Genomic DNA, 16,408 nt, shown 5'->3' with positions numbered 1-16,408 from the left:
GCCGTGATCCAGATCCGCGACGAGCGCGCCGCCGATGTCGCCGCCCGCGAGCACCTGCTCGACGTCTGCTTCGGCGAAGCCCGCTTCACCAAGACCTGCGAGCGCCTGCGCGAGGGGCGCCTTCCGTCCGAGGGTCTCGCCCTGGTGGTCGAGATGGACGGCCGCCTGGTTGCCACCGTGCGCCTGTGGGACGTCCAGGTCGGCGGCCTGCCCGCCCTGATGCTCGGCCCGATCGCCGTCGATCCGGGCCTGCACGGGCTCGGGATCGGCAACCGGCTGATGCGCGAGGCGCTGTCGCGCGCGGCGGCGCTGGGCCACCGGGCGGTGATCCTGGTGGGCGACGCCCCCTACTACGCCCGCTTCGGCTTCACCCGCGAGCGGGTCGGGACCCTGAGCCTGCCCGGACCCTACGCGCCGGAGCGGTTCCTGGCCCTCGACCTCGTGAAGGGCGCACTCGACGGCGCCACCGGCATGGTCCGGGCGACCGGTCGGATGGTGCCGAGCGCCCTGCCGGCTCAGGAGTTCCGCGCCGCCGCGTGAGGCGGTGAGAGGCCGCGTCGTCTCGCCCTCGGATGGCGATGAACGCGACCGAGCGATCGACGACGAGGCGCAGGTCTTCCCTCTCGGGTACCGGACGAGGAAGGCCCGTGCCCTTTCGTCATTGCAGATCTTGCAGGGGCGCGTCCCCCCTCGCGCGTCACGGGACGCGACAGAGGCGTGAATCCTGCCGGCTCGGGGCTCTCCCGTGTCGGAGCGGGGAGACGCGCTTGATGTCGAAGAGGTTTTTCCGGAGAGCCCTGCTATTCGACGCGGTCCGGGTTCAAGGCCCCGGGCCGGAGGCGAGCCAAACCGGACCGGGCGGCGTGGCCTTTGCCCGCGGCGGACAGGACGCCGACCGAACCCGCCTCAGAACACCTTGCGGTACTGGATGAAACCCGGCCGGTCCGCCAAGGTGTCGTACAAGGCCCGCGCGGTGACGTTGGCCTCCTGGGTCAGCCAGTAGACCCGGCTCGCCCCCTCCTTGCGCGCCGCCGCATAGACCGCCTCGATCAGCGCCCGCCCGGCCCCCTGCCCGCGGGCGGCCTTGGCGGTGAACAGGTCCTGGAGGTAGCAATAGGGCCCGGCGGTCCAGGTCGAGCGGTGGAAGATGTAGTGGACGAAGCCGATCACGCTGCCGTCCTGCTCGGCCACGAGAGCGTGCATCGGCTCGGCGGGATCGTGCAGGCGGGCCCAGGTGAGGTCGCTGACCTCGGGCGCGACGGTGGCGCCGTAGAAGGCGAGGTAACCCTGCCAGAGCGGGTCCCAGGCGGCGCGCTCGTCGGGGCGCAGCGGGCGAATCGTGGGGGTGGGCATCCGGCGGCAATCCTCGTCGGGGGAATCGCCAGCAGGGTCGCGGGGAACAATCCCGGGATCAAGGGGCCGCGCCGTGATCCCGGCGCGGCCCCTTGCGACGAGCCCTAGATCTAGATCAGGTGGAACTTGTCGAAGTCGCGGTGCTCGGCCTCGATCCGGCGCACGGTGCCGGTATGCGACCGGTACACCACCGTCTCGGTGCGGATGGTCTGACGGCCGAAGCGCACGCCCTTGACCAGGGCCCCGTCGGTCACGCCGGTCAGCGCCACCACCACGTCGCCGCGGGCGAGATCGTCGAGGGCGTAGAGGCGGTTCGGATCGGCGACGCCCATCTTGGCGGCACGGTCGCGCTTCTCCTGGGTGTCGAGGATCAGCCGGCCCTGCATCTGGCCGCCGATGCAGCGCAGGGCGCCCGCCGCCAGCACGCCCTCGGGCGCGGCGCCGATGCCGAGATAGATATCGATGCCGGTCTCCTCCGGCATGGTGGTGAAGATCACGCCCGCCACGTCGCCGTCGGAGATCAGGCGCACGCCCGCGCCGGTCCGGCGGATCGCCGCGATCAGGTCGGTATGGCGCGGCCGGTCGAGCACCAGCGCGGTGATCTCGGCCGGCGGCACGCCCTTGGCTTTGGCCAGAGCGTGGATGTTCTCTTCAGGCGAGGCGTCGAGATGCACGGTGCCGGCCGGGTAGCCGGGGCCGATGGCGATCTTGTGCATGTAGACGTCGGGGGCGGCAAGCAGCGTGCCGCCCTCGGCCATCGCCATCACGGCGACGGAGCCCGGCATGTCCTTGGCGCAGAGGGTGGTGCCCTCCAGCGGATCGACCGCGATGTCGACCTTGGGGCCCGAGCCGTTGCCGAGGCTCTCGCCGATGAACAGCATCGGCGCCTCGTCGCGCTCGCCCTCGCCGATCACCACGGTGCCGTCGATCGGCAGGCGGTTCAGCTCGCGGCGCATCGCGTCGACGGCGGCCTGATCGGCGGCCTTCTCGTTGCCCTGGCCGCGCAGGCGGGCCGCGGCGACGGCGGCCCGCTCGGTGACGCGCACCAGTTCGAGGGTCAGGATGCGCTCGATGACCTGGCTCGGCCCCGGCTTCTTGGCGTCCGACATGCGTTCGTGATCCTCGTGCTGATCCGTCGGGCCGGGTCTTAGAGGAGAATCCGGCGTCGCTGAACTGGATTTTGTCTCTTGGCTAGAGCACTGCCCGATCACGCTGCAATCGGGCAGTGCTCTAGGTTTTTGATTTTGCCGCATTTTCTGCAACCAACCGGTGTCCACTTGGTCGGAAAATGCTCTCGCCGGTGTCCCGTGGAGGGCGCGGGATCGTCCGCCGATCGATCCGCCCGTTGCCCTGTCCCGACCGGCCGAGGACAGGGCGCCGTGACCTCTACTTGCGCTCGATGCGGATGAGCTGGGGCGGCTCGGAGAGCAGTCCGTCCGCCGCCATGGCGTCGAGGCTCTCGCGGATCGCCGCCTCGGTCGCCGCGTAGGTGATGAGAACGAGCGGCACCGGCAGGCCGGAGCGGCCGTGGCGGTCGCGCGCCGCGGCGCTCTCGGAGCGGTGCTGGAGGATGCTCTCGAGCGAGATCTCGCGCTCGGCCATCCGGGTCGCGACGCCGGCCGCGACGCCCGGGCGGTCGTGCACGGTGAGGCGGATGTAGTAGCCGCCCTCGTGGCGCTGCATCTCGGCCCGGACCGGCGCGGTGAGCGCCGCGACCGGGCGGCCGAAGGCCGGCGGCACCCGGCCGGCCGCCACGTCGGCGATGTCGGCGACCACCGCCGAGGCAGTGGCCTCGCCGCCGGCGCCGGGGCCGATCAGGGTCAGCTCGCGCAGGGCATCGGTGTCGATGGTGACGGCGTTCGTCACGCCCATCACCTGGGCGATGGCCGAGGATTTCGGCACCATGGTCGGGTGGACCCGCTGCTCGATGCCGGCCTCGGTCGCCTCGGCGACGCCCAGGAGCTTGATCCGGTAGCCGAGCTCGTCGGCCATGCGCAGGTCGAGGGGGGTGATCGCCGAGATGCCCTCGACCGAGACGCCCTCGGCGTCGAGTTCGGTGCCGAAGGCGAGGCTGGTCAGGATCGCGAGCTTGTGGGCGGTGTCGAAGCCCTCGACGTCGAAGGTCGGGTCGGCCTCGGCATAGCCCAGGGCCTGCGCGTCCTTGAGGCAGCTCTCGAAGGTCAGGCCCTCCAGCTCCATCCGGCTCAGGATGTAGTTGCAGGTGCCGTTGAGGATTCCGTAGACGCGGGAGATCCGGTTGCCGGCCAGCGCCTCGCGCAGGGCCTTGACCACCGGGATGCCGCCCGCCGCCGAGGCTTCGAAGGCGAGCGCGACGCCGGCACCTTCGGCCGCGCGGGCGAGCGCCGGGCCGTGATGGGCGAGCAGCGCCTTGTTGGCGGTGACGACATGCTTGCCGGCCGACAGGGCCGCCTCGACGGTCTCCCGGGCCGGCCCTTCCGCGCCGCCGATCAGCTCGACCACGCAATCGACCTCCGCGGAGCGGGCGAGCGCGACGGGATCATCGAACCAGGTCACGCCCGCCAGGTCGAGGCCGCGGTCGCGGGTGCGATCGCGGGCGGCGACGGCCGTGACCCGGACCGGCCGCCCGGCGGTGGCACCGATCGCCTCGGCGCGGCGCGCGATCATGCGGACGACGGAGGCTCCGACGGTGCCGAGACCGGCGATGCCGAGGCGGAGGGGGTGAGTCATGGCGAACAATCCGGGCAGGCAGGCGCCGGGCCGGAAAGTCGCGGCCCCGCGGCGGGGGTCCTTCTGCAACGGTTTCCGGACCCTTGCAAGGAAGGCGGCTCCCGCGGCGTCAGGCCGGCCCGGCGCGGCGGGCCGCCTGCACCAGGGCATAGAGCACGCCGGCATTCAGCAGGTGCCAGAGCCAGTGGGTGCCGAAGGGCACGAGGGGGCAAAGGGTGGCGTCGAGGGTGCGCGCGGTCAGCGACACCAGGAACAGCACCCCGATCCCGATGAGCGCGGCACCGGCCCGGCTGCCCCGAAGCCAGGCCGCCGTCCCGACGCCGAAGAGGGCCAGGGACGCGGGCGCATAGCCGATCGAGCCGTTGCTGGCGGGCCCCAGCGGCTGCCCGGCGAGGAACGACAGAGCCGGCTCGAACAGGGCGGCGGCGACCGCGAAGGCGAGGGTGCCGGCGAGCGCGACGGCCAGGGAGAGCCCGAGGAAGCGCCGCAGGGCGAGGAAGACGTAGGCGTGGATGAACAAAGCGATCGGGATCACGTCGGCGAGCATCGCCCATTGCACGGCAAGGGTGTGGAACAGCGCGCTGCCGAGACCGATCACCCCGATCAAAACGGCATAGCCGTCGGCGACCGGGTCCGGCGACCGGCCGCGCCGCAGGAGCAGGATCGCCGCGACCACGAACGCGGCGTTCGAGACCGCGTTCAGCGGTTCGGCGAGGAGCCCCGGACCGGCGCGCTCGCAATAGTCGCGCACCGGCTCCCACCATCCCGACGCCACCGCTTCCCCTGACGCCATTGTCCGGTCCCCAGCCCTTGCCCGGAGCCCGGCTTGCCAGGGCGGCGCGAAACCCCGATGACGGGTCCCTCGGCACGAATGCGGTTGCGAGCGGCGCGGGACGCAATGCGGATCACCACCTGGAACGTCAACTCGGTCAAGCAGCGTCTGCCGCATCTCCTGGCCTTCCTGGCCGAGGCGCAGCCCGACGTGGTCTGCCTCCAGGAGCTGAAATGCGTCGACGACGCCTTTCCCCGCACCGAGATCGAGGAGGCCGGCTACGTGGTGGCGACCCACGGGCAGAAGGCGTTCAACGGCGTCGCGCTGCTCGCCCGCCGGCCGCTGCCGTTGCAGGAGATCCGGCGCGGCCTGCCGGGCGACGCCGACGACGCGCAGGCGCGTTACATCGAGGCGCTGATCCCGACCACGACCGTTCCGGTGCGGGTGGCCTCGATCTACCTGCCGAACGGCAACCCCGTCGGCACGCCGAAATACGATTACAAGCTCGCCTTCATGCGCCGCCTCCAGGCCCATGCCGTCTCCTTGCGGGCGCGCGAGGAGGTGCTGGTGCTCGCCGGCGACTACAACGTGATCCCGGAGCCCGAGGATGCGGCCAACCCGGCCGAATGGGTGAACGACGCGCTGTTCCTGCCGCAGACCCGGGCGGCGTTCCGCAGCCTCGTCCACGAGGGCTTCACCGATGGCTTGCGGGCCTGCGACGGGCGGCCGGGCGTCTACAGCTTCTGGGACTACCAGGCCGGCTGCTGGCCGCGCAACCAGGGCATCCGGATCGACCACCTGCTGCTCTCGCCGCAAGCCCTCGACCGCCTGGTCTCCGCCTCGGTGCAGAAGCACCTGCGCGGCCTGGACAAACCCTCCGACCACGTGCCGGTGACGGTCGAGCTGGATCTCGGCTGATCATCCGTCGGCGGGCCGCAGGTAGTCGGGCTGGAACTCGGCCAGGGCCTGGAGGCCGGGAAGGTCGAGGATGTCGACCCGCTTGCCGCCGACCTCGACCAAGCGCATCAGGCGCAACTGGCGCAAGGTCCGGTTGACGTGCACGTTCGACAGGCCGGTCGTGTCGGCTAGATCCTGCTGCGTCAGCGGGAGGTCGTAGCCGGCGCTGGTCGCCCACCCGACGGTCTGCAACCGCGCGTGCAGCTCGCACAGGAGATGCGACACCCGCTCGATCGCCGAACGGCAGCCGACATTCATCACCCATTCGCGGGTCGTCTCCTCCTCGGCGAGCTTGGCGCGGCGCAGGGCCAGGGCGATCCCCGGATGACGCTCGGTGAGGCCGGCCAGCGTCTCCCGGGGAATGCGGGCGACCCGGCAGGGCCCGAGCGTGCCGACAGTGTGGGTCATCCGGCTCACATGCACGAGGTCCGGGTCGCAGAGGTCTCCGGGCAGGAGATAAGCGGTGATCTGGCGCGCCCCGCTCACACGGTGGCGGTAGCGGCAGGCGATGCCCTCCAGGACCAGGACGGCGCTGTCGGGTGCCGCCCCCTCGACCAGCAGGTCGAGACGCCCGTCGACCCGCTGCCCGCCGGCGCCGAGCCCCGCGAGCGCCGCCTGCTCCTCCGTCTTCAGGGGACCGTAGGCCGAGAGCTTGCGCACGACCGGGTGGAGCGGGTGCCCACACGGGCCCGGCGGGCCGGGATGGTGCAGGGTCGATGTCGCAATCATGGTCGCGCCTCGCGAGCGAGCTGGTCAAGCACCAGGACGAGGCCCCGGTGCCAGGCCGGCTTGGTCAATCGGGGCGCGTCGCGCGCATCGCCGCCCTGAGCCACGAACCGCACGCCCCTGGCCCGCAGCACTTGCGCGAGGCGGCAGCCGTCGCCACCGCGGAGCGGGAGATCGCGGATCGCGAGATCCGGCGCGCGCCCGGCCGCCCAGGCCAGGGCGGCCGCCTGGCTCGTCAGTGGCCCGGCGACGCGATCGCCGGCCTCCGCCAGCGCGTCGCCGACCGCAAGGCCGGCCAGCGGATCCTCCTCGATCAGCAGCACCGTCGGGTGTTGGTCGCCCCGTCGCAAGCCCGATCCCTCCGTCCTCGACCCGCGGATGCGCGTCGCATCGAAGAGTCACAGGCGCATAGTGCCACGCCTGTCAGAGATCGCGGGTATCGGCCCTGTATCGTACAATGGCAGATCGCACTCCCGGTTCCCATATATGCGCCAGATATCAACATCAATGACGATATAAATCAAATGATACTCAAAATATCATTTGATGTCGCGAGCGATCGCCGGCGATGGTGCAGGATGGTCGGGTCTCTGCGGTCAAGCCCGGTGAACGCCCACGCGCTCGCCCGGGCGTGGCGGCTCCCCGCCGGCGGCAGAGCGGTCGAGGGATCCCGCGTTCGACAATCCGACCTTGTCCCAACGGCCCAGGATGCCGACGCATCGATCGATCTCGGGCAAGCCCGAGATCGGCGGAGGCGTTGACCGATCGCGACGTGTCGCCATCACGCCCGAAAGTTCAGCACCTTGGGCCTGGCGACACGTCGCGATCGGAACCGAAAGTCGTTGTCTCCGGCCGTTTGGTCTAAAACCGACTGCGGGGGGGCGGTTTCTCGTGAGCCTCGGCGAGTTGCCGCGCGATCCAGTCCTCCGCCGCATCGAGATCGGCAAAGGTGAGAGGCTGCGGCGAGGCCAGGCCACCGAAGCCCGCCTCGAGGAACCACAGACCGGCCTCCTCGCCGTATTCGTCGGACAAGCAGACCAAAACCGCCGCGAGGGTGCCGTCGACGAAGACGAGCAATCCCGGCTCGGCCTCGCCTCCGGTCCTGACGCGCACGGGCTGGAGCGTGAGATTCATCTCGGAGCAACGAGGCGCGGCTTGCTTGGTTCTGATTGCGCGCGGATTGGAGGCGGAGCGCACGGCCGGCTGCCGCTACGGAACCCGGCGGCACCGACTGACCGGGGGGCCGTCTCGGAGTGGCCTCCCCTCACGGCGGAGCCGGGCCTGAAAGCCAGGACGCGGGCGCGCCCTGGCCGTCGCCGTCGCCCCGTAACTCGCGGCAGCGCAGGGCGAGGCTGCTCCGATGGGGAGGGCGGCGGCCCTGCACCGAGGGTGGGCAGGTGGGCAAAGGGGGCGCCACCGTGACCTGCCCGATCCGGTGCGATGACGGCGCGACAGCCGAGCGATGGCCAATCATCACCCGACGCAGCACGCGGGAGGCCCGCGGGGCCGCCATGATCGGCGTCCCGTGCCCGTCGTCGCGACGGCCTCCACGTCCGGGCGCCGCCGCCCGGGCCTCGTCCCGCTCGCGTTACATCAACGGCCCAGGATGCTGATGCACCGCATTCGATCTCGGGCACGCCCGAGATCGGCGGGGCCGCTGGCCCATCTCGAACTTTCGAAGTCAAGCCAAAGGCTTGGCGAAAATTCGAGGCCAGCACCAAAGGTCGTTCTCAACGGCCGTTGGTATTACTCGCTCTTGCGCGGGCGGCCCCGGCGGGCCGGAGCCTGCTCGCCGCCTGCCTGGCTGGCCTCCGCCGCGAGGCGGGCCGCAGCCGCGCGGTCGCGCCGGATCTGGCCGAGGCCGAGGCTCTTGGCGAGTTCGGAGCGTTGGGCGGCATAGGTGGCGGCGACCATCGGGTAGTCCGGCGGCAGGCCCCACTTCTGACGGTACTGATCGGGCGTGAGGCCGCGGGTGGTCAGGTGCCGCTTGAGCGACTTGTAGGGCTTACCGTCCTCCAGGCTCACGATGTAGTCCGGCGTCACGGTCTTGCGGATCGGCACCGGGGGCGTGAGCTTCTCGGGCTCGGGCGCCGGCGGCGCAGCGACGCGCTCGAGGGCGGCATGGACGGCGGCAATCAGGTTCGCCAGATCGCCGACCGGCACGGAGTTCTTCGAGACGTAAGCCGATACGATGTCGGCCGAGAGATTGATCAGCGGCGAGAGCGGCGCCTGATCGTCATCACCCATGAAAGCCCCCTTTTTTGGAATACATCTTTGCACATGTCGCCAAATTTCCTAACAGTCAATGAAAATCTTTGATTCGCGAGTAGAGCGCCGCCACCAGGAAGGGCTGTCAGCCGTTCGAATCACAGCCGGTGCTTTAGTGGATAGTTCTGTTTTGCCTACAGGCGGTTGCATAAAGGATTTCTGCTCAATCTTTGATCTCTGATTATATCCGATGGACGAGCTAAGCCTCTGACTCCGTAACGGTAACGCCCAGAGAAGCCGGCCGGCGAGACTCTCAAGGAGTGAATACCTGTGATTGTGCGAAGAGGCGGAGATCCCTTCGTCGGTAGCACGCTCGCCACTGCGGCAGCCCGCGAGTTGCGCACCTTGGACAGGCGATGGCCCGGACGACGACGCGCCAAGCGACGATCGCGCATGAAAAAAGGCACCCCCCGCGACCGGTGGATGCCCGAGGAGGCGCCTGCGCCGCCGGAAGCGGCGCAGGGCACGGGGAGGAGGAGACCCAGGGTTCCGGACGCGCTCCGGCTCGAGCACGCTCCGGCTTGGTCAGCTACGGCTTGGCCGGCTATGGCTTGGCCGGCTACGGCTTGGGCGCCGCGGCCGGAGCCGGCTTGGCCGCCGCCGCTGCGGGAGCCGCCTTCGGCGCCGCGGCCCATTCGGGGTCCGGCCGCGGGCCGTTGGGGGCGCCGGTCGCGGCGGTGAGCTGCCCCGGCGCGATATCGTTCACGCGGGTCCAGGTCTGGGAACCGCACAGGACGCCCATCAGGCAGCCGCGGACGTTCAGCTCGCCCGGCTCGTCGGTCCAGATCGAGATGTCGTAGAGCTTGCCGTCATCAGCGTTGTAGATCTGCCCTTCGTAACGGTTATCCGCGTTGGGCTTCAGCCCCATCACGAGCTGGTGGCCGAGCGAGGGTCGGCTGCGCTTCTTGGCGTCGGCGTTCTTGAAATCGACCCGCGGCTGGCCCTTGTCGTCGTTGGGGACCTTCAGCCAGACGGCGTACCCGCAGATGCGATCGGCGCGGCCGGGGCACTTCTCGACCCGGATCCGGGCCCGGCCGTCCTCGGTCAACCACGTCCCGCTCGGGTCCTTGGGAGTGGCGAGCGCCGCCCCCGACGACAGGCCGAGGGCCACGAGCGCCCCGGTCAGGACCTTCTTCATACTGTACATCCTCGTCTGGCGGTGCGGTCTCTCGCACAAGTCCATCGCTGATGCCGCATCGCGCGGCCGGACGCCAGAGGCCGGCCCATTGCGTCGGAATCGTGGGCGGCCGATGCGGACATGCTGCCTCACGGCGGGATGTCACATGGCCGGCCGCTCCCGTGGCGAGCTAGAGCAGCGGCGCCGGGCGGCAATCGCCCGTCCGGCGAAACTCGCTGTTTTCGACTGCCGCGCCGCGGCGTCCGCTCAACCGCAGGGCCGCCGCATGTTCACGACCGAGCTTCTCGTGATGACCTCCGCCGCCCTCGGCGCGATCGTCATCGTGCTCGCCGCCAGGCCCGGCGCAAGCCTGCGGACGAGCCTGCCGCGGTTGCCTGCCGCCGCCCGCAGGCCGTTCGGGCGCTGACCGGCGACGCGGCGACGATCACGGCGAATCCGCCGGGATGTCGGACGGCGGCGGCGATTTTTGGTGCGGTGCAGCACCGCGGGAACCCGGAAAGGCTGCTAGACTTCGGACGGTGAGAGGCTGCCCCTGCGGCCCGCCGACCCCGAAGGAGTTGCCCCGACCGTGCCGCACGCCTCCGAGCTGATCGCCATCATCGCCTTCGGGCTCGTCTTCGCGTTCGTCGGCGGCATGCTCGCGCAGCGGCTGAAGCTGCCGCCCCTGGTCGGCTATCTCCTGGCGGGCGTCGCAGTCGGGCCGCATACGCCGGGCTTCGTCGGCAATGCGGAGCTGGCCGGTCAGCTGGCGGAGATCGGCGTGATCCTGCTGATGTTCGGGGTCGGCCTGCACTTCTCGATCGGCGACCTGATGTCGGTGCGCGCCATCGCGCTGCCCGGCGCCGTGGTGCAGATCGCGGTCGCCACCCTGATGGGCCTGGGCTTGAGCGTCGCCTGGGGTTGGGGCCTCGGCGCCGGCCTCGTCTTCGGCCTCGCCCTCTCGGTCGCCTCGACGGTGGTGCTGCTGCGGGCGCTGGAGGAGCGTAGTCTCCTCGATTCCGACAAGGGCCGCATCGCCGTCGGCTGGCTCATCGTCGAGGATCTGGCGATGGTGCTCGCCCTCGTGCTGCTGCCGGCGCTCGCCGGCCCGCTCGGCGGCGAGAGCACAGGCGCAGCGCATGGCATCGCCGGCGACGGCAACATCTGGCTCACCCTCGGGCTCACCTTCGCCAAGGTCGCGGCCTTCGCCGGGCTGATGCTGGCCGGCGGCCGCCGGGCGGTGCCCTGGCTCCTCGACCAGGCCGCCCGCACGGGCTCGCGCGAATTGTTCACCCTGGCGGTCCTGGCGCTGGCGCTCGGCATCGCCTACGGCTCGGCGGAGCTGTTCGGCGTCTCCTTCGCCCTCGGCGCCTTCTTCGCCGGCATGGTGCTGGCGGAATCCGATCTCAGCCACCAGGCCGCGGCGGATTCGCTGCCACTTCAGGACGCCTTCGCGGTTCTGTTCTTCGTCTCGGTCGGCATGCTGTTCGACCCGACGATCCTGGTGCGCGAGCCGCTCGCCGTGCTCGCCACCCTGGCGGTCATCCTGGTCGGCAAGTCGCTCGCGGCGGTGGCCATCGTGCTGGCCTTCCGCCATCCGCTCTCGACGGCGCTGACCATCGCGGCGAGCCTGGCCCAGATCGGCGAGTTCTCGTTCATCCTGGCGAGCCTCGGCATCGGCCTCAAGCTCCTGCCGCCGGAGGGGCGCGACCTGATCCTGGCCGGCTCGCTCCTCTCCATTACCCTCAACCCGCTGATGTTCGGCGCCTTGGGCCGGCTCGCCCGCTTCGTCGAGGCGCGGCCCGCCCTCGCCACCCGGTTCGAGCAGCGCGGGCCCGGCATCGCCCTCTCCGCCCACGCCAAGGGCCGGGAGGGGCACGCCGTGGTGATCGGCTACGGCCGGGTCGGCGGCGCCATCGGAAAGGCGCTCGCCGCCTGGGAGCTGCCCTTCGTGGTGGTGGAGCGCGACCGGCGCCGCGTCGAGGAACTGCGCGGCTCAGGGATCGCCACGGTGTTCGGCGATGCCGGCGCACCGGGCATCCTCGACGCGGCGGATATCGGGCGGGCGCGCCTGCTGGTGGTGGCAAGCCCGGACGCGCACCAGGCCCGCCGCCTGATCGAGATCGCCCGCGAGGCCAATCCGGGCATCGACACGGTGGTGCGGACCCACAACGACACCGAGCGGCGCTCCCTCGAAGAGCAGAAGGTCGGCTTGGTGCTGATGGCCGAGCGTGAGGTCGGCTTCGGCATGGCGCTCTATGCCCTGCGCAGTCTCGGGCTCAGCGAGGGTGAGGCCCGCCTGTTCGTGGATACCAGCCGGGCCGAGAGCCGGGCCGAGCCCGTCGCCGAGGCCGAGCCCGAGCTGGGCGCCCCGGAGCTGCGTCCGCACCGCGAGGCGCCGGCGGAATCGTGACGCGGCGCCTGCCTCCTCAGGTCGAAGGGTCGGCAGGCAGAGCCGGCGGGCGCGCGGGCTTATGGCAACGGTCGAAAGAAAACGACCTATGGTGCCGTTCTCGAATTTTCGCCAAGCCGTTGGCTTGATGTCGAAAATTCGAGATGGGCCAACGGTCCGATGCGTCAGCATCGTCGGCCGTTGGTGTTAGATGACCAATCGGCAATGGTCCGGCCAGCATCGCGAAAGCCCGGCCGCCCCATCCTCCTGTCGGTTCACCGAGAGGAGTTCGACGATGTCGCAGCCGCCCATGGAGCGTCCGGCCGAGCTGATGGTGTGGCATGGCACGCTGGCCGCGCCGGGGCCTCGGGAGATGCGCCGCTACCCCACCCTGCGCGCCGCCCTGGCGGCGGCGGCACAGACCGGCGACCCCGAGGCACTGCCCTGGATCGTGACCGAAGACGGCGCCGTGCTCAGCCCGCACTGGATCGACGAGCACGCGCCTCGGATCGTCGCGCGGCCGGGCCGCTTCCCGTCCTGACGGCCCGCCGTTCCCACACCTTGCGTCGTTCGGCCGGCTCACGTTCGGCTTGACTGCGTGCTATCGTCGTTCGACGAGCACGAATCGCCATGACCAGCCTGCGCAAGACCGCCCTCGCCCGCCCGGCTACGATCGCGGCGGCTACACACGGCTACGACGCTGCGTTCTTCCGACTGCGTCGCGCCGCCAACGATAACCGGCCGAGCCCCGGCCGCCGTCGCACCTTGACGCTGATCGCCGGCCTCTGGATCGCCGGGCTCACGGCAGCGGCGGTTGCCCTGTGGCGCATGGGTGGCTTCTGACGAGGGCGGTGAATGCCACCCGCGAAGGGCCGCTATCCGGCGTCGGATCACATCATCCGGGATGCGCGCGATGACGCCAACCTGTTCCCTCCCTCGTCTTGAGGTCGGGAGCGGGCTGGCGACGGCCGGACAGGACAGGGGTGCGCCCGTGTGCGTGGCGGCACGAGCCGCCGCACGAACGCGCCTGACGAGTCCGTCGGACTTGAGCGGACGGACTTGACCGGACCGTCTGGTTCGGCTCAGCGGGCGTGGTGGTGACGGTGCATGCGGCGGTGCTTCATCATGCGCTTCTTGCGCATGGTCGGCTGCATGGTCGCCCGCGGGGCGGCGCCCATGGCCGGTGCGCCGCCGGGAGCGCCCATCTCGCGCTGCGCGCCGCCAAGCGGGCCACCGGCCTGCGAACCGGAGGTGTTGTAGGGCGAGCCGCCCTGGGCGAAGGCCGGAACGGCCGCAGCGGTGAGGACGGCCGCGACCAGGCAAGAGGTCAGGATCTTCATCGGGCACCTCGAAAAGGCCAGCCCGTCAATCGGGCCGTGCTCAGAAGACGCGCACGGCCGCGTTTTGTTTCATGGCGTTTGATTTGGGGTTTGAGTCGATGGCGTCGTCGCGATCGATGTCGCCCCTGTGGACAAGACTCGGCGCGGGGCCGGACCTTGCGCGTCCGGCTCACCAGCTGGTGAGCACCGCTCCACCGAACTTGCTCTCGATGAAGGTCTTCACCTCCGGCGAGCGGTAGGACTCGACGAGCGTCTTGACCCAGGGCTTGTCCTTGTCGGCGCTGCGCACCGCGATCACGTTGACGTAGGGGCCCTTCGGCTCCTCCTTCAGAATCGCGTCGCCGGGCTTGAGGCCGGCGGCGGTGGCGTAGTTGGTGTTGACCGCCGCGGCATCGACGTCGTCCAGCGAGCGCGGGGTCTGGGCCGCGTCGACCTCGATGATGCGCAGGCGCTTCGGGTTCCCGGTGATGTCGGCGACGCTCGGCTTGAAACCGACATTCGGCTTCAGCGTCAGGAGCCCCTTGTCCTGAAGCAGCAGCAGGGCGCGGCCGCCATTGGTCGGGTCGTTCGGGATCGCCACCGTGCCGCCGGCCGGCACCGCGTCGAAGCTCTTGTGGCGCTTCGAGTAGACGCCCATTGGGAAGTTCACCGTCTGGGCCACGCTCTCGATCCGGTAGCCGCGATCGGCCTTCTGGTTGTCGAGATAGGGCTGGTGCTGGAACGAGTTGGCCTCCAGCTCGCCGGACGACAGCGCCTCGTTCGGCACGACGTAGTCGGAGAACTCGACCACCTGGAGGTCGATCCCCTTCCGGGCGGCGATGGGCTTCACCGCCTCGAGGATCTGGGCATGCGGCCCCGGCGTGGCGCCGACGCGCACGCGCTGGCTCTGGGCCAGTGCCGGCAGGCTGGCGGCGGCGAGGAGGATTGCCAGGGTGAGGGTACGCAGCATCGCATTCACGCTCCGAGGAGAGACGATTGAAAACGCGGGTCATACCAACGGTCGTTGAAAACGACCTTTGGGTCCGTTCTCCGCTTTTCGCTAAGCCTTTGGCTTAGTATCGAAAATTTGAGATGGTTCTTCGGCCCGGTGCGTCAGCATCTTGGGCCCATGGCATCAGCCGTGGCGCAGGCGCTTGTTCATGCGCCGCGCGAGCCGGTCGCCGAGGGTCTGGACCAGCTGCACCAGGACGATCAGCACCACCACGACCGCGAGCATCATCTCGGGCATGAAGCGCTGATAGCCGTAACGGATGCCGAGATCGCCCAGGCCCCCGCCGCCGACGGCGCCGACCATCGCCGAGAAACCGATCAGCGACACCACCGCCAGGGTGAGGCCGAGCACGATGCCGGGCAGCGCCTCGGGGATCAGCACCTTGAGGACGATCTGGAGCGGGCTCGCCCCGAAGGCCCGGGCCGCCTCGACGAGGCCGCCATCGACCTCCCGCACCGCGCCCTCGACGAGCCGGGCGATGAAGGGAATCGCCGCGATGGTGAGCGGCACGGTGGCGGCGTTGGTGCCGATCGAGGTGCCGGCGATCAGCCGGGTGAACGGGATGATCGCCACCACCAGGATGATGAACGGGGTCGAGCGGGTGGCGTTGACGACGAGGCCGAGCACCCGGTTGAGCCAGGGCGCGGCCAGAAGCTCGCCGCGGCCGCTGGTGGCCAGGAACACGCCGAGCGGCAGGCCGATCAGCGTGCCGAGGGAGGCCGCCACCACCACCATCTGCACCGTGTCGAGGGTGGCCTGGACGAGGAGACGGGTCAGTTCAGGCGACATGACGCGGGTCGGTCCGAGAGGAATCGTGGGCGCGGGGGGCGGCGGTCCGCTGCCAGCCGGCGAGGTCGAGGGTGCCGAGCAGCTCCACGTCGAGGCCGCGGGCGGCGAGGAAGGCCCTCGCCCGCTCGACGATCGCCGGATCGGCGGCGATGCCGACCACCAGGGTGCCGAAGGGGCGGCCGGCGATCTCGTCGACGGTGCCCGACAGGATGCCGGCCGGGATGCCGGCATCGCGGGTGAGCTGCGCCAGCACCGGGTCGGTGGCGTGCGGCCCCCGGAAGGTGATGCGCAGCACCGCCTGTCTGCCCTCCCCCACCGTCAGGCCAGGGCCGAGGCGGGCGGCGAGCGCCGGCGGCAGGGTGCGGCCGGTTTCCTCGTCGAGGAAGGTTCGGGTAATCGCGGCCTGCGGCCGGGTGAAGACCTCGAACACGTCGCCGCTTTCGGCGATGCGGCCGCCATCGAGCACCGCGACCTCGTGGGCGATGGCCCGGATCACCGCCATTTCGTGTGTGATGAGCAGGATCGTCAGGCCGAGCTCGCGGTTGATCCGGCCGAGAAGGTCGAGGATCGAGCGGGTGGTCTCGGGGTCGAGGGCCGAGGTCGCCTCGTCGGAGAGCAGCACCTTCGGGTTGGTGGCGAGCGCTCGCGCGATGCCGACGCGCTGCTTCTGGCCGCCGGACAATTCGGCCGGGTAGCGGTCGGCCTGGGGCCCGAGCCCGACGAGATCGAGGAGTTCCGCCACCCGGGCACGGATCGCGGCCTTGCCGTAGCCCGCCACTTCGAGAGGCAACGCGACGTTGCCGGCGGCGGTGCGGGCCGAGAGCAGGTTGAAATGCTGGAAGATCATGCCGATGCCGCGGCGCTCGGCCCGCAGGGCGGCTTCCGGCAGACGCGAGATCTCCGCGCCCGCAACGATCACACGGCCCCGGCTCGGCCGCTCCAGCCCGTTGACCAGGCGGATCAGCGTCGACTTGCCGGCGCCCGAGCGCCCGAT

Annotated in this window: 19 protein-coding genes; 6 read left to right on the top strand and 13 right to left on the bottom strand. The window is 70.6% G+C overall.

Annotated features, from left to right (window positions below; all coding sequences use genetic code 11):
* Positions 1 to 3: 3 nt before the first annotated feature.
* Positions 4 to 540, top strand: a complete 537-nt coding sequence (locus tag VP06_RS06360) for a GNAT family N-acetyltransferase (protein WP_048462990.1) — start codon at positions 4 to 6, stop codon at positions 538 to 540.
* 366 nt (positions 541 to 906) lie between these two features.
* On the opposite strand, the gene VP06_RS06355 is transcribed toward VP06_RS06360, so the two are convergent.
* From VP06_RS06355 to VP06_RS06340, 4 genes are all read right to left on the bottom strand, one after another.
* Positions 907 to 1,353 (bottom strand): GNAT family N-acetyltransferase, encoded by a 447-nt coding sequence (locus VP06_RS06355; RefSeq protein WP_048462989.1) that lies wholly within the window; start codon positions 1,351 to 1,353, stop codon positions 907 to 909.
* Between the two features lie 110 nt (positions 1,354 to 1,463).
* Positions 1,464 to 2,462: a class II fructose-bisphosphatase gene (gene glpX / locus VP06_RS06350; protein ID WP_048462988.1), complete on the bottom strand. Its 999-nt coding sequence runs from the start codon at positions 2,460 to 2,462 to the stop codon at positions 1,464 to 1,466.
* Positions 2,463 to 2,739: 277 nt separating this feature from the next.
* On the bottom strand, positions 2,740 to 4,062 hold the full coding sequence (locus tag VP06_RS06345; RefSeq protein WP_048462987.1) for a homoserine dehydrogenase: 1,323 nt from the start codon (positions 4,060 to 4,062) through the stop codon (positions 2,740 to 2,742).
* Between the two features lie 109 nt (positions 4,063 to 4,171).
* A complete protein-coding gene (locus VP06_RS06340) occupies positions 4,172 to 4,855 on the bottom strand; it encodes a ceramidase domain-containing protein (protein ID WP_245291079.1) in 684 nt (227 codons plus the stop codon).
* Positions 4,856 to 4,960: 105 nt separating this feature from the next.
* On the opposite strand from VP06_RS06340, the gene xth reads away from it, so the two are divergent.
* Positions 4,961 to 5,752, top strand: a complete 792-nt coding sequence (gene xth / locus VP06_RS06335; protein ID WP_048462985.1) for an exodeoxyribonuclease III — start codon at positions 4,961 to 4,963, stop codon at positions 5,750 to 5,752.
* Here xth and VP06_RS06330 read toward each other — a convergent pair whose 3' ends face one another.
* The 5 genes from VP06_RS06330 to VP06_RS06310 form a co-directional block, all read right to left on the bottom strand.
* Positions 5,753 to 6,520 carry a Crp/Fnr family transcriptional regulator gene (locus VP06_RS06330; protein ID WP_082167208.1) on the bottom strand — a complete coding sequence of 256 codons (768 nt, stop codon included), beginning with the start codon at positions 6,518 to 6,520 and terminating at the stop codon, positions 5,753 to 5,755.
* Positions 6,517 to 6,867 (bottom strand): response regulator, encoded by a 351-nt coding sequence (locus tag VP06_RS06325; RefSeq protein ID WP_197093148.1) that lies wholly within the window; start codon positions 6,865 to 6,867, stop codon positions 6,517 to 6,519. Before VP06_RS06325 ends, VP06_RS06330 begins: the two co-directional genes overlap by 4 nt.
* A 511-nt stretch (positions 6,868 to 7,378) precedes the next feature.
* Positions 7,379 to 7,594 carry a hypothetical protein gene (locus VP06_RS06320; protein ID WP_245291078.1) on the bottom strand — a complete coding sequence of 72 codons (216 nt, stop codon included), beginning with the start codon at positions 7,592 to 7,594 and terminating at the stop codon, positions 7,379 to 7,381.
* Between the two features lie 669 nt (positions 7,595 to 8,263).
* Positions 8,264 to 8,764, bottom strand: a complete 501-nt coding sequence (locus tag VP06_RS06315; RefSeq protein WP_048462983.1) for a Ros/MucR family transcriptional regulator — start codon at positions 8,762 to 8,764, stop codon at positions 8,264 to 8,266.
* A 580-nt stretch (positions 8,765 to 9,344) separates the two neighbouring features.
* Positions 9,345 to 9,923 (bottom strand): DUF2147 domain-containing protein, encoded by a 579-nt coding sequence (locus VP06_RS06310; protein ID WP_048462982.1) that lies wholly within the window; start codon positions 9,921 to 9,923, stop codon positions 9,345 to 9,347.
* 145 nt (positions 9,924 to 10,068) lie between these two features.
* Here VP06_RS06310 and VP06_RS06305 point away from each other — a divergent pair, with 145 nt between their 5' ends.
* The 4 genes from VP06_RS06305 to VP06_RS06290 all read left to right on the top strand — a co-directional run bounded on the left by VP06_RS06305 (position 10,069) and on the right by VP06_RS06290 (position 13,137).
* Positions 10,069 to 10,329: a hypothetical protein gene (locus VP06_RS06305; protein ID WP_048462981.1), complete on the top strand. Its 261-nt coding sequence runs from the start codon at positions 10,069 to 10,071 to the stop codon at positions 10,327 to 10,329.
* A 162-nt stretch (positions 10,330 to 10,491) separates the two neighbouring features.
* Positions 10,492 to 12,315 carry a cation:proton antiporter domain-containing protein gene (locus tag VP06_RS06300; RefSeq protein ID WP_048462980.1) on the top strand — a complete coding sequence of 608 codons (1,824 nt, stop codon included), beginning with the start codon at positions 10,492 to 10,494 and terminating at the stop codon, positions 12,313 to 12,315.
* Positions 12,316 to 12,589: 274 nt separating this feature from the next.
* Positions 12,590 to 12,835, top strand: coding sequence for a hypothetical protein (locus VP06_RS06295; protein ID WP_048462979.1), 246 nt, complete (start codon positions 12,590 to 12,592; stop codon positions 12,833 to 12,835).
* 89 nt (positions 12,836 to 12,924) lie between these two features.
* Positions 12,925 to 13,137, top strand: coding sequence for a hypothetical protein (locus VP06_RS06290; RefSeq protein ID WP_048462978.1), 213 nt, complete (start codon positions 12,925 to 12,927; stop codon positions 13,135 to 13,137).
* Between the two features lie 239 nt (positions 13,138 to 13,376).
* Here VP06_RS06290 and VP06_RS06285 read toward each other — a convergent pair whose 3' ends face one another.
* The 4 genes from VP06_RS06285 to VP06_RS06270 all read right to left on the bottom strand — a co-directional run.
* Positions 13,377 to 13,634, bottom strand: a complete 258-nt coding sequence (locus VP06_RS06285; protein WP_048462977.1) for a hypothetical protein — start codon at positions 13,632 to 13,634, stop codon at positions 13,377 to 13,379.
* Between the two features lie 169 nt (positions 13,635 to 13,803).
* Complete coding sequence (locus VP06_RS06280) at positions 13,804 to 14,583, bottom strand: MetQ/NlpA family ABC transporter substrate-binding protein (RefSeq protein WP_048462976.1); 780 nt, start codon at positions 14,581 to 14,583, stop codon at positions 13,804 to 13,806.
* A 165-nt stretch (positions 14,584 to 14,748) separates the two neighbouring features.
* Positions 14,749 to 15,414, bottom strand: coding sequence for a methionine ABC transporter permease (locus VP06_RS06275; protein ID WP_048462975.1), 666 nt, complete (start codon positions 15,412 to 15,414; stop codon positions 14,749 to 14,751).
* The coding region (locus VP06_RS06270) for a methionine ABC transporter ATP-binding protein (protein WP_048462974.1) at positions 15,404 to 16,408 on the bottom strand (1,005 nt) is incomplete at its 5' end. The genes VP06_RS06275 and VP06_RS06270, both read right to left, overlap by 11 nt.

The organism is Methylobacterium aquaticum, assembly GCF_001043915.1.
GTDB classification, from domain to species: domain Bacteria; phylum Pseudomonadota; class Alphaproteobacteria; order Rhizobiales; family Beijerinckiaceae; genus Methylobacterium; species Methylobacterium aquaticum.
This window is presented reverse-complemented; position numbering and strand designations above follow the sequence as displayed.

What these genes read in the sequence shown, in the direction of transcription:
- VP06_RS06355 (WP_048462989.1), bottom strand. Translation starts at nt 1,353, where the DNA reads ATGCCCACCCCCACGATTCGCCCGCTGCGCCCCGACGAGCGCGCCGCC.
- VP06_RS06290 (WP_048462978.1), top strand. Translation starts at nt 12,925, where the DNA reads ATGACCAGCCTGCGCAAGACCGCCCTCGCCCGCCCGGCTACGATCGCG.
- VP06_RS06315 (WP_048462983.1), bottom strand. Translation starts at nt 8,764, where the DNA reads ATGGGTGATGACGATCAGGCGCCGCTCTCGCCGCTGATCAATCTCTCG.
- VP06_RS06330 (WP_082167208.1), bottom strand. Translation starts at nt 6,520, where the DNA reads ATGATTGCGACATCGACCCTGCACCATCCCGGCCCGCCGGGCCCGTGT.
- VP06_RS06305 (WP_048462981.1), top strand. Translation starts at nt 10,069, where the DNA reads ATGGCCGGCCGCTCCCGTGGCGAGCTAGAGCAGCGGCGCCGGGCGGCA.
- glpX (WP_048462988.1), bottom strand. Translation starts at nt 2,462, where the DNA reads ATGTCGGACGCCAAGAAGCCGGGGCCGAGCCAGGTCATCGAGCGCATC.
- VP06_RS06275 (WP_048462975.1), bottom strand. Translation starts at nt 15,414, where the DNA reads ATGTCGCCTGAACTGACCCGTCTCCTCGTCCAGGCCACCCTCGACACG.
- xth (WP_048462985.1), top strand. Translation starts at nt 4,961, where the DNA reads ATGCGGATCACCACCTGGAACGTCAACTCGGTCAAGCAGCGTCTGCCG.
- VP06_RS06295 (WP_048462979.1), top strand. Translation starts at nt 12,590, where the DNA reads ATGTCGCAGCCGCCCATGGAGCGTCCGGCCGAGCTGATGGTGTGGCAT.
- VP06_RS06345 (WP_048462987.1), bottom strand. Translation starts at nt 4,062, where the DNA reads ATGACTCACCCCCTCCGCCTCGGCATCGCCGGTCTCGGCACCGTCGGA.
- VP06_RS06280 (WP_048462976.1), bottom strand. Translation starts at nt 14,583, where the DNA reads ATGCTGCGTACCCTCACCCTGGCAATCCTCCTCGCCGCCGCCAGCCTG.
- VP06_RS06310 (WP_048462982.1), bottom strand. Translation starts at nt 9,923, where the DNA reads ATGAAGAAGGTCCTGACCGGGGCGCTCGTGGCCCTCGGCCTGTCGTCG.
- VP06_RS06285 (WP_048462977.1), bottom strand. Translation starts at nt 13,634, where the DNA reads ATGAAGATCCTGACCTCTTGCCTGGTCGCGGCCGTCCTCACCGCTGCG.
- VP06_RS06340 (WP_245291079.1), bottom strand. Translation starts at nt 4,855, where the DNA reads ATGGCGTCAGGGGAAGCGGTGGCGTCGGGATGGTGGGAGCCGGTGCGC.